Source organism: Enterococcus sp. AMC1251 (assembly GCF_058216535.1).
The window spans coordinates 2,228,080-2,241,961 of record NZ_CM177098.1 but is presented as its reverse complement, the minus strand read 5'-3'; the positions used below and the strand labels follow the sequence as shown (position 1 = coordinate 2,241,961).

2 protein-coding genes are annotated in these 13,882 nt (G+C 34.3%); both read left to right on the top strand.

Translation table 11 applies throughout. The features are described from left to right. The first annotated feature begins 19 nt into the window (after positions 1 to 19). Positions 20 to 6,316: an amino acid adenylation domain-containing protein gene (locus AC4BBR_RS10570; RefSeq protein ID WP_490459507.1), complete on the top strand. Its 6,297-nt coding sequence runs from the start codon at positions 20 to 22 to the stop codon at positions 6,314 to 6,316. Between the two features lie 21 nt (positions 6,317 to 6,337). Then, entirely contained in the window at positions 6,338 to 13,837 is a 7,500-nt protein-coding gene (locus AC4BBR_RS10565; protein WP_490459506.1) for an amino acid adenylation domain-containing protein, read from the top strand. The last annotated feature ends 45 nt before the right edge of the window (positions 13,838 to 13,882 follow it).

Sequence of the window (13,882 nt, the reverse complement as noted above, 5' to 3'; positions counted from 1 at the left end):
TTGTTAAGGAGAAGTTAAGATGAAAACGTCAATTAAAAGTACTATGCAGAAATTAAATACAATTTCAGAAATATTTGAGAAAAGTGTAGAGAGAGAGCCGCTCGATATCGCATTGGAAAGTAGTAATGAATCGATAACTTATGAAGAGCTGAACGAGAAAGCAAATCAGATTGCTCATACAATTATTGAACAAGAAAAGAGTATGGTTGAAGCTGGAGTAGTTGGAATATTTATGGATAAAAGTATTGATGCTGTTGTAGCTATGTTAGGGATCATGAAAGCAGGCTTGGCATATGTACCTATTGATGTGACTTACCCTAAAGAGCGAATTGATTACATTATAGAAAATAGTCAAATCGACTTACTTATTTCCAGTGATGCACACAAGATTCACCCATCATTAGAAAAGATCCAGGTAATTGATTATTATGGGAAATTATCAAATGAGACTGAGAATGTACAGCAAACAGCTGGACAAGAGAGCTTGGCCTATATTATTTATACATCAGGAACAACAGGGAATCCTAAAGGAGTAATGGTTACTCAAGGCAACGTGATTGGATTGATGAAAAGCACTGCTGATTTGTTTTCGTTTAATAAAAAAGATAAATGGAGCTTATTTCATTCGTTTTGTTTCGATTTCTCTGTATGGGAAATATATGGGGCATTGTTATATGGTGCTTGTGGCGTTATCGTTGAAACTAACGATGTAAGAGATCCGTTGAAAACAGTTGAATTGTTGAAAAAACACGAAATAACAGTATTTAATCAAGTTCCTTCTTCCTTTTATACGGTTGATGAAGCGTTGAATGTTTTAGAAGGAAAGCTAACAAATTTGCGCTATGTTATTTTTGGTGGAGAAGGATTAAAGCCGAAAAAATTAGCTTCATTCCATGAAAAACATCCTAACGTCAAATTGATTAATATGTATGGAATTACTGAAATCACTGTACACGGCACATATAAAGAGATTACGGGGTGTGAAATCAGTACGAATGATTCAAACATTGGCAAGCCTTTGCCTGGGTTAGAATTTGATCTTATCGATAGTGAGACTAGCAGAACGGTACCAAATGGAGAGATTGGAGAAATCATTGTTAGTGGGTATGGTGTGGCACAAGGCTACATGAACAATCCTGAAATGAGTCGAGAAAAATTTATTATTGACCCAGTTACTGGTGATCGTAGGTACTGCTCAGGAGACTTAGGGAGAAAAAATAGTGCTGGAGAAATAATCTATTCTGGTAGGAAAGATAGTCAAGTCCAATTAAAAGGATTTAGAGTAGAACTTTCAGAGGTAGAAGCAGCACTAATGAAGTTAGAAGGTATTTTAGATGCAGTTGTACTCGTGGAAGAAGATCAAGAGGGTAATGATGAGTTATTGGCATTTTTTGTTTCTGAAAATCATGTAGATTTCACGGTCAGAGGATTTCGTAAAGCATTGCAGGAAGTGATTCCTGTTTATATGCTCCCTTATCATTTTATCCCAATCAACACCATTCCTCTAACTCTGAATGGGAAATATGATCGTAAAAAATTGTTAGAAAGAAAACAAAATACACTTAAAAATGATAGTGAAGAGATCAAGTTACCTGAAACGTTGCTACAGAAAAAAGTTTTGAGGGAACTATCGAAGATTCTTCATATCCATGTTACCAATCTGATGGACAACTTTTTTGAATTAGGAGGCGACTCATTAAAAGCTGCAAAATTGATAAACTGTTTAAAACAGAATGATTATAAGGCAACAATTGAAGACCTTTTTCAAAGTGAAAACTTGGACGTATTTATTTCTACAATTGACCAAGGAACAGATCGTGTTGTAGGAGCTCCAAGTAAGGACCAGTTAGAGACTCTCTCAGTATCAAATGCCGAGAAAAGGATTTTTTCAGCGAGTATGGGATCGCCTGAAGGGCTGTATAATATTACAACAACTATTCAGTTTAAGGGAAGATTAAATGTTTATAGGTTAGAACAAGCGATCAATCAAGTGTTGTCTAAGTATGAAATATTTTCGATAAAATATGAAATGACTGATCAGGGCTTAAAAAAGAAACCAGTAACGTTTAAACCAATAGCGTTGATTGAAAAAATCAAGACCAAAAAAGAGTTGATCCAAACATTTGAGCTGCAATGTCCTAAATTTAAACCGGATCAATATCCACTGCATGATTTCAAATTGTTTCGACATGAAGATGATCAGGCAACATTGTTACTAAACGTTCATCATATTATCTTTGACGGTATTTCTCAACAGATTTTCTTGAAGGAAGTATTAAAGCAATACGACCAAGGAACGACCAAAGAAAAAGTAGTAGCATCCTATCAGGAATTTATTGATGCAGAAACAGCGGCCGATTATAAAGAGATGAAGGAATATTGGAAAGAAAAAACGAGTCTGATAGAAGTACGTGAAGAAATAACTAAAGATCATCCTCGTCCTCAAAAACGCAAGTATCTCGGAAAAACAATTTACCAATTGATGGATAAAAATACAGCCGAAAAAATAAAAAATTCGTGTAAAGAACTGAAAATAACAGCATCCATGTATACTCAAGGAGTATTTCATCTGTTACTCTCAAGACTTACAGGGACAGAAAAAATAATTACGGGAACCATAGCTTCTGGGCGAACCGAACCTGAATTTGAAGAGTCTATTGGTATGTTTGTAAATACACTTCCTTTCCTTTCAAATACAGATCGAAATAAAGAAATTGCAACCTATTTTTCTGAAATCAAAACAAGTACTTTAGAGTTGTTGAAGAATCAAAACTATCCGTTAGATAAACTGATTACTGATTTGGAATTGCCACATTCAAATGATAGAAATCCATTATTTGATTACATGTTCATTTACCAAAGTTTTAAAGAGGATAATACCACGGTATTGCAGGACGGTACTCAAGTTCTATTTGACAGCATTCAAAAAGAACTGGAGTTCGCTAAATTTGATTTGACAATGGAAGTTTTGGAGTCAGGAGAAGACGTTTATCTGAAGTTGAACTACGACAAAGCGTTATTTGAAGAAAGTAAAATGACAGCATTTATTGAATTATATAAAAATACGCTAGTCTCTGTGAATGAACAGTTAGGGAAGAGAATCCAAGATATTGCTATTTTATCTACAGCAGAAATTAAACAAATCAAGGAAAATTTTAATAACACTTATAAAAATACGCTGGAGGATCAAAGGGAACTAGGCACATATATTGCAGATAAATTAAAAAAATATCCTAAGAAAAAAGCTGTTGTTTGTGCTGGTGAAAGTCTTTCGTTTGAACAGGTAGATGGTATTTCGAACTATTATGCAAAAGAAATTACTAAAAAAGGAATCGGTAACAATGATATTGTAGGGATTTTATTACCAAGATCATCGGTATTGTATACTGCAATGTTAGCTGTTGTGAAATCGGGTGCTGGACTTTTACTGATTGATCCTAGTCTTCCTGAGAACCGTAAAAAATATATTATTAACGATTCGCAGTGCTCACTGATTATTACAGAAAGTGAAACTGAAATTGTGGAAACAGATGTATTAACATTATGCTTACCGTCCAATCTAGATAAATTGAAAAGTACTGATGAATCTTATCTAGTTAGTAGAACGAGTGAAGATCTTTCGTATGTCATATACACGTCAGGGACAACAGGAAATCCTAAAGGAGTCAAACTAAAAAGTAATTCAGCCGTTAACATGAGTGATTTTTTAATGAAGCAATTTGATTTGAGTAATTCAGTCTATCTAACAGTTGCAGCTGTAACGTTTGATATGTTTGTTTTAGATTTCTTTGTTAGTTTAGCAATGGAAGCAACTTTTGTCTTACCAACTGAAGAAGAGAGAATTAATAACTATTCAATTGCAACACTAATCAGTCGTGAGAATGTTGAAGCTACAATCATTACACCGACAAGATTGGATTCTCTGATCGATGACTACCCTGAATATATGGAGCAACTGAAAGTTATTTTATGCGGAGGAGAAAATCTTCAATTTTCAACATCTAAGAAGGTACTGACGCGTACAAACGCTAGATTGTTTAATTTTTATGGGCCTTCAGAAACATCCGTTTACTGTTCTGGTAAAGAAATAGTAGATGAAAGGGACATTACGATTGGCGTACCGGCAGCATTTTCTAAAGTATATGTTGTTGATACACATAATAATCTTTTACCAATCGGTTATGAAGGAGAACTATGTATCGGTGGGCACAGCGTTGGAAAAGGCTATATTGGCAAAGAGGAACTGACGGCAGAAAAATTTATTAAAAATCCATTTCACGAAGGGATGATGTATCGAACCGGAGATCATGCAGTTTATAGAGCAGATGGTGAATTGATCTATAAGGGACGAAAGGATCATCAAATAAAATTAAATGGTTTTAGGATTGAACTTCAGGAGATAGAAAATGTTTTATTGTCTGTTGAGCAAGTTGAAGCAGCTCATGTTCATCTGGGGAAACAACTAAATGGTGTTGGGGAACTTCGTGGTTTTGTTATTGGAGCAGCTGATTTGAAAGAGATTGAAAAAGAATTGAAAAATCATTTGCCATACTACATGATGCCAAAGTTGATAAATGTTCCTGACTTTCCGATGACGAGAAATGGAAAAATCGATGTTGCTGCCTTAGATAATATATTTGAGCAAGGCTACGTGATGGATTCAAAATCTGAAGAAGCTGAAACAGTTATGGAAGAACTTCTATTGTCAGCATACAGAAAAATCTTGAGTAAACCAGATTTTGGTGTTACTGATAATTTCTTTTATAACGGAGGCGACTCAATCAAAGCGATTCAACTGGTTTCTATTCTTAGAAAAGCAAAGATTGAAGTGTCAGTTACTCAAATTATGGATCATACAGATGTTCGTTCGCTAGCACCTAACGCCAAACAGATAAAAAAAGAATTCATTAAAAAATATTATGATGAAACAAAAGCTTTTCCGCTTACACCAATACAAAAGTTCTACTTTAGCAAAAATGACTTGAATGATGAAAACTTCCATCAATCAATGATCATTGAATCGGCTGTGGCACTAAATAAACAACTAGTGGAAGAATGTTTTGCAGAAATCATTGCCCACCACCAGGAACTAAGAACGAAGTTTAGAAAAACTGAACAAGGCATAGTAGCTGAATATTTGCCAAAAAATGAAAATAATTTTGTTATTGAAGAACATAGTGTAAAAGCGAACTTACTAGAAACTAAATTGAAATATGTGGATTATCAAAACCAGCAGAAAATTTCCTTAAAGGAAAACAAGTTGCTTGCAGTTTCTTTATTAAAAGCATCTGCGAATGACTATTTGATAGTGGCAGTCCATCATTTAATTGCAGATGGATTATCACTACGAATATTATTGAGAGATTTTACAGAGTTATATTCTGCTAAATTGAACGGATCAGTTTATGAGTTGATGAATAGTGATTCTATGTTGAACTGGAGTAATCATTGGACAGATATAGACCATAAAACAGTATTAAAAGAAGATATCTCTCACTGGACTTTTGTAGAGGAAAAAGTCAAATCAATGCAGTCGAAACTAGCTTTAGCTAAATCGTTTAGTACAGCCGAAAGATCTGAGATTTTTTCAAGTGAGATTACTCAGAAATTACTTTCAGATATTCATACAAAATATAATACGAAAGTTCAAGATATTTTACTTGCAGCATTTGTGATGACCTTTAAGAAAAAGAATATTGAAGATTTAATTGTAATGATGGAAGGTCATGGAAGAGAAACAGACAAAACGGAATTAATCGTAGCAAACACTATTGGCTGGTTCACGACCCTTTTCCCAGTAGTCTTTTCGGTAAAGGATACTAAAGACGTACACTTAATGTTGAGGGAAGTGAAAGATACTTTGCTTAAAGTGCCTAATAATGGTTTCTCTTATGGCATATTAAAATATCTTTCGTCAGCAGAAATCAAGGAAGAGATCAGATTCACCTATGATGAGAAGCCAAGTCTGGCATTCAACTATATGGGAGAAATGAAAGTTGAATCGGATGGGCTATTTAAAATTAAACGTAAAAATGAAACATATGATATTTCTGATCAGGTTGATTTAAATATTGGCTTAACGTTCAATTTAACCATTATAGAAGGAAAACTCACGGTTTCTGCAATTTACAATAAAGCTTTATATGAGCAGGACGAAGTTTCAGACTCGGTAAAAGAGTATGGAGAGAATTTAGAAACAATTCTAACATTTTTGGAACAAGCAAGTGTAGATGAGGTGCGCTCTGCGGGTGAATTTGAAGAAAGCGGCTTATCAAATCAAGAATTAGATGAATTACTAGCATATTTATCTGCATAATAACGAAGAAGGAAGTATACCATGAAAAGAAAAATTAAGGATTTATATCCAGTTAATGCCATACAGAAATCAATGTTATTTCATTCTAAAAAGGATAATGAAAATTATTCTGTAAAAATCAGTCTAACGTTGGAAGGAACGATAGATGTCAATCGATTATCAGTTGCTTTTGAACAAGTTATTGCCAGACATGACAGTCTTAGAACTGTTTTCCCTCAAAAAAACTATCAGAAATTGATGCAAGTGGTCTTTTCGGAAGTTACTTCAGATTTGAGTATTATTCAGAATAAAACAAAAGATGAAGAAGTCAGCACGATATTTTGGGAAAAAGAAGAATTTGATTTGGAGAAAGGACCTTTAGTAAAAGGCTATCTATTTATTAGCGACGAAACTACTGCTCAATTAGATATTCTATTTCATCATATCATTGTGGACGGATGGTCTTTAGATATTTTCTTAAGAGATTTATTCAGTCTTTACGCTGGAAAAAAATTAGCTGAGCCGATTCAATATAAACAATATGTGAAGTGGCAATCAAGTGATTCATTAGAAAAAGGAACACAATTTTATCAAGAATATCTGTCTGAATACAGCGATCCGCTTCATTTAGAAAAGCCTACAAACGAAAAAGCCGAAGTGAAATCAAAAAGGTTTAAACTATCTAAACAGCTTATGAAGGATGTGCTGAAAAAGGCTGGGGAAATTGGCGTTACTTCTAGTACGCTATTCCAGACTGTTTGGGGACTGACAGTTGCTAAATTATATAACAGATCAGATTTTGTTTTCGGAAATGTTGTCTCAGGAAGAAACATTCCAATTGATGGAATTGAAGATACGATTGGTTTATTTATTAATACACTTCCTGTCAGAATGAGATATCAACAAGGTGATAGTGTATTAGAGTTACTAAAACGTATGCAAAAATTCGGTAACCAGGCGCTTGAACTTGAGTCATATCCTTTAGAAAATATCATTGAGAATCACCCTTTAGGTCAAAATCTTTTTAATACAATTATTGGAGTGGAAAATTATGATCTGGATCTTTCTCATGTTACTGAAGGTACTGGTCTCATAATAAAAGAACTTAACTCTAAAGAACAATCACATTTTCCATTATCAATCGCTATTTATCCAGGAGAAGAGACAGAATTATTATTTACGTGGCAATCAAACTTGTTTGACCAACAATTGATTGATATTTTTGGGCAAACGATGATTGTCTTGATGGAAGGGCTAGCGGAAGGATTTAATCAGAAAATTTCTGAGTTAAAATTAGTTAATCAAAAGGACTTTCTAACTATTACAGAAACATTTAACCATACATCTTTTCCAGAAGTTGAAGCGGATACGCTAAAAGAGTTTGTAGAAAAAATCTTCAATGAAGCTAATTCTCTGGATGTACTGACTGATGGAAATGAAACATGGACTTATCAGGAACTAGAAAATAAAGCGAGTTATATAGCTCAAGAAATTGCTAAAAATATTGTTGATCGAAATCAGATGATCGCAATTTATGAAGATAGAGGGCTAAATTTGATTGCTATGATATTTGGTACTATTCTAGCAGGTCATGCATTTCTATTACTTAATCCTGATTTACCAGCTAAAAGACTTGAATTAATGATGGAAGATTCTGAGGTAGCGGGATTGTTAGTTTTCGATTCTATTGAAGTACCATTTTCTTCAAAGAAGTGTAAAAAAGTAGGAATCCAGATAAATGAATTGGCTCAAGTAGCGACTCGTTATGACACACCAGCGAAAACAAAATCAGACGACTCGTCGTATGTCATTTATACTTCTGGAACGACCGGCAAACCTAAAGGTGTTATTTTAAAATCAAAAGCAACAGCTAATATGGCAGATTATTTAGGGAAATATGTAGGGAATGATCGACCAGTTAGTATCATTTTAAGTTCTTTGAGTTTTGATATGTTTATAGCTGAACTATTATGTACTTTTGCAGCCAAAGGTAAAGCAATCATTACTTCAGAAGAAGATAGAAAAGATAATCATAAGGTTGCCCAAGCAGCATTGAGACATCAAGTAAGTTCTATCTTGACAACACCGAGTCGACTAAATTCTCTTTTGCTCACGTATCCAGAATCATTTCAAACAATAAATAATTTTATTGTTGGTGGAGAAAAGATTGAAGAAAATTTATATAAACAAGTACAAGAACTAACCACAGCCAAATTGTTCAATGCCTATGGGCCATCTGAAACAACTATTTATAATACGTTAATGGAAGTGAAAGAAGAGAACAGCCAGTATCTAGGTAAGCCTGCAGTGGGAAGTAAACTCTATATTTTGAATGACGAAAAAAACATTGTTCCTTTTGGTGTAACGGGAGAAATTTGTATTGGCGGAACACCTGTTGGAGAAGGTTACATCAATCGACCAGATCTTACAAATATGAAATTTATAGCTAACCCAATCGATCCGTCTTCTAAGCTTTACTTGACAGGTGATTTGGGTAGCTGGTCAAAAGATGGCTATTTGGTGTTTTTGGGAAGAAAAGATGATCAGATCAAAATCAGAGGTTTAAGAATTGAAATACAAGAAATAGAAAAAATAATTGCCAATATTAAAGGCGTTACCAGCGTAACAGTTTTTCCTTATGAAAATAAAAGCAATCAAGCTGAGTTAGGCTGTGTCATTACAGGATTGAAAGATGTTGAGCAAATTAGAGATTTGATATCACAGATTTTACCAGATTATATGGTGCCTACTTCTATTATTCACCAAGAGAGTATTCAAACGACGATTTCTGGAAAATTTGATAAAAAATATTATACAGATCTCATTGCAACTCAAACTACAACGAAAAAATTCAGGAAACCAGCCACAGCTGTTCAAGAAGCCCTATTTACTATTTGGGCTGAAGTTCTGGGACATGAGGAATTTGGCACAGTAGATCATTTCTTTACAGCTGGTGGTAATTCTCTTACTGCTATGATCTTATGTTCAAAGATTCAAGCCTATTTTGATCAAGCATTTATGCTGCATGATTTCTTTAAGGCTTCAACGATTGAATCACAAGAGGCTGTATTAATAAAAGAAGTAAAACCAAATGGGTTGGCCTTACTTAAAGGAGAAAAACAAGCTACATATCCGCTAACAAAAACAGAAACTCGATTATTCTCTATTTTTGAGGCTTCTGAAAAAAATAGTAAAATGTATAACTTGGTTCAAGGCATTGAAATTAAGAATATTTCCTTGGAACATCTAACTAAAGTTTTAGAAAAAATCGTTCAGTCAAACGATAATTTGCGATCTAACTATCGTTACGATGAAAATGGAGTAGCTAGGAAATATATTCGTGAAAATGACCGAGTTTCTGTAGAACAATATAAAAACCTTTTGACTGAAGAAGATGTATCAGCTGCCACAAAAGCATTTGATCTAGAAAAAGGAGCACTATATCAGTTTATGCTTATTAGAAACGTGGATCGCCAACTATTGATTCTTAATTTTCATCATATTATTATTGATGGATTTTCCATCGAATTACTTTTAAAACAACTCAATAGCCTACTGAGTGATCAAGTACTTGAGAAGGTGGAATTTCAATACACAGATTACGCGCTGTTTGAAGAAACATTGTCAGAATCAGAAAGCTATAAAGAAAGTCAAAAATACTGGACGGAAGCTGTTTCAAATTTTGATTGTCAAGAAGCGGCAACTGGTGTTACTAAGAAAGCGAAGGGACAAAATGCATCTTTTGTAATGACAGAAGCGGCTGTAAATAAATTGAAACGAACAGCTCAATTATTAGATATGTCGCTTTATCAGCTTACTTTTTCATTATTTTCAATTTTACGCTGTCGTGCAATGAACGTGAATGATACCTTTTTCGGAACAATCAGTTCGGGGAGGTCTGTATCTAGAAGTGAAGAAATTATTGGAATGTTTGCAAATACAGTTCCAGTTAGAATGAGATTGAATGAAAAGAAAAAATTAAGAGAAGTATTATTGGAGCAACGTTCAGCAATTGCTGGAGCTGTGATGAATGATTTGGTTCCTCTTAATGAGATTATTGATAAAGCAAATGAAGTAAATGGAACTGATGTACCGCAACTGTTCAATGAATTGTTTATCTTACAAGAATTCGATAATGGCAGCAATATAGAGTCGCCTATTTTAAAGACTATATCAGATAACTTTAATGCATCAGATCCTAAATTCCCAATGATAGTTGAAGCCGAATTGAACCAAAATGAAATCCAATTTCTAGTGAACTATGATGAAACAATTTATTCATCTGAAATAATTGACCATTTAATGGAAAGCTACGTTAACTTGTTGACAACAGTTGAAGAGCAGTTAAATAACGATGTATCTGAAATGGATTATTTAACTAAGACAGAAAAAAATCAACTGTCTCAATTCAGAGGGAGCGTACCAAATAAGAGTGAAGAAACAATTCAGCAATTTTTGGAAAATGTATTTACTAAAAATAGTGCTGAAATTGCCTGCAAAATAGGTGACCAAGTGCTTACGTATCAGGAGCTGGAAGAACGCTCATCTCAATTAGCAGATAGAATTAGGCAAACAACGTTAGGAAAAAATGTACCTATTGCTATTTTAATGAACCGATCGATAGAAATTCCTGTGACTGTTGTTGCAGCTTTAAAAGCTGGCGCCGCGTTTATTCTGATTGATAAAGAACTACCAATCGATAGAATAACGTACATGCTTGAAACTGCTAAAGCGCCAATCGTTTGCACAAATGATGATCAGATCATGTTAGAGACAGATACAGAAATTTGGAATGTGAACAATATTGATTTTACTCATGTGTTTAGGCAAACGCCGGCTGCTTATCGAAGTGAAGATTCAGCCTATATTATATTCACTTCTGGAACTACTGGTAAACCCAAAGGGGTAGTAAACACAAATCAGGGATTATTGAATAGTACTAGAAATATTGTTGAATTAGCAAATGCTTGTAGTCAAATGGGAAATGTATTGTCATTAACGTCAATATCTTTTGATATGTTTATTGTTGAGATGTTTATGGCTCTTGGATCGGGTCGGACATTGGTGATATCAACTGAAGAAGAACGGTTAGATAACGACAAGATTAACGATATGATCGTTTCTAATAAAATCAGCTTATTGTGGGCTACACCATCAAGAATTAGGATGATGATGACTGAAGAGCGATACTGCAAGAGTATTACGGCTTTGAAAGGATTATTTTTAGGTGGAGAAGCATTAGATCAGGTAACGGTAGATTTACTGTTATCGTATGAAAAAGTCAAAATTTTTAATATGTATGGTCCTTCTGAGGCTGCGATATTCTGTGCGGGGAAAGAATTCACAAAGAGAAACAATACTGTGACAGTCGGTACACCTTTTACTGGAAATACAATAGATATCGTTGATAGTAATAATCATTTACTGCCTTTGGGAAGTGTTGGAGAAATCGCTATTGGTGGTATTGGAGTTGGGACAGGTTATTTAGCGGATAGAGAAAAAACAAAGGCAAGTTTTGTCGATGCTCCATATTTGAATAATCCAAAAATTTATAAAACTGGGGACCTTGGAAAATGGACAAGCGCTGGAGAAATCGTATATATAGGTAGAAAAGATAGTCAAGTGAAGATTCGAGGTTTCAGAGTTGAACTTAAGGAAATAGAGACGGCTTTAAAACAGCTGGAAGGAATTCGTGAAGCAATTGTACTTTTGAAGTCTGAATCGTTAAATCATCAAGTCTTAACGGCTTTCTTAGTTGGTGAATTTGAGGAACAAGTAATTACAGAACAATTATCGAATAGTTTACCTTATTACCTGATTCCAGATTTTTATGTAGCAGTGGCGGCCATTCCAATGACAGTTTCAGGAAAAGTAGACATGAAATTTTTAGAAAAACTTCCAATAAAAGAAGCTACTGAAGAAAATGTTCAAATGAGTAGCCAAGAAAAGAGGATTGCAAAGCATTTTACAGGGGTTCTAGGGAAAGAAATAACTAGTAAAACGGAAAGTTTCTATCGTTTAGGTGGAGATTCTATCAAAGCAATCCAACTTGTAGGGAAAATGAGAGCAGAAGGTATCAACATATCAGTGAAGGATATTATTTGCTTAAAAAACATTCAATCAATTGCGAATTATATTGATACTACGCAGCAAAGTCTGAAGCAGGAAAGGTCAGCATTTTCTGGAGTCAGCCAAATGACTTCGTTGGAAAAGCAATATCTTCGACTGAATGATTCGGATTTAGTGTTTAATCAATCTATCGTGTTAAAAACGACTAGAAAAAACCGTTTACAATATGAGCAAATCATTGAAGCCTTATTACGTCACCATGATAGCTTAAGATCTCAAATTAACAACACAGGAACAACGCCTGTGCATGTGATCCTTCCTATTACTGATATTCGCTATTCATTGAATGAGACAACGGCAAAAGAAGCCGATGTGCAGCAAAAAATCAAAGCAGTCAGTCAAAAAATTCAAGGAGAGGTCAAACCTTCTGAAGGACAAATGTTTAGTGCTTGTATTATTCACACTGAAGAACACGATTATTTCTTTATCGCAGTGAGTCATCTAGTAGTAGACGGTGTATCATGGAGGATTTTAACAGAAGATATGAATCGCTTATCTAACCTTATGGATAGGCATGAGCCTATAGAGCTGACACAAAAAAGTGAGCTGGTTAATGATTTTTACAATAACTTGGATACCATTAAAAATGGACAACTCTTTGAAGAGGAAAGAAACTATTGGAAGGCATTTTGTTCCTCACATATTGAAACTGAGAGAAGTTCGATGGTCGAAGTTAAGCATATAGAGCAGATGATTTCACAGGAGGAAACATTGAAACTGCAAACTGTATTTAACGATAAGCAGATAAAGTTTGATACCGCATTGCTTAGCAGTTACGTCGATGCTTTGATGAAATTGAACGAAACAAAAGAAACCACAGTATTTTTTGAAAGTCATGGTCGATTGGAAATGTTTGAAGAAATTGATGTTTCACAATCCGTTGGTTGGTTTACTTCCATGTATCCTCTTAAATTCACCCAAAGAACTGATATTTGGGAAACTGTCAGAGATATTAATTTGACGATGGAAAAAGTTCCTAATTTAGGAATAGGTTTTGGTTATTTAGCAGAAAAAGATGGCGAAAATCAGCTTTATGAGATGTACCACAGCTCGAATAAGCATTTCTTCAATTATCTTGGTGAAATGGGTGGAGAAAATCAATCAGAACAAGCATTTGAGATAGAAGATTTTTATACTGGTGAAGAAATAGCAGACAAAGTCGATTTGTCGATTGGTCTTTCTTTCAATGCTGTTATCATGAATGGACAATTAAAATTATCGTTATCGTATAACCAGAAGCTTTATCAAGAAAAAGCTATTGAAAAACTGCTAGCAATGATAATGAATCATCTGCAACTTATCTGTGATAAAAAAGAGCAATTGACAGAAGTTAACATAAAGCAACTAAACAGTACAGATATCGATTTAGATGAGCTTGATAGCATTTTCGATATGTTAAGTGATGTAGTTTAAAAAGAGATTTATACAAGGATTAAGAAAATAGCTCGTTCAATGTCA

Bases quoted from the DNA above. Each gene is read 5' to 3' on its own strand.
- AC4BBR_RS10565 (WP_490459506.1), top strand. From the start codon at position 6,338: ATGAAAAGAAAAATTAAGGATTTATATCCAGTTAATGCCATACAGAAA.
- AC4BBR_RS10570 (WP_490459507.1), top strand. From the start codon at position 20: ATGAAAACGTCAATTAAAAGTACTATGCAGAAATTAAATACAATTTCA.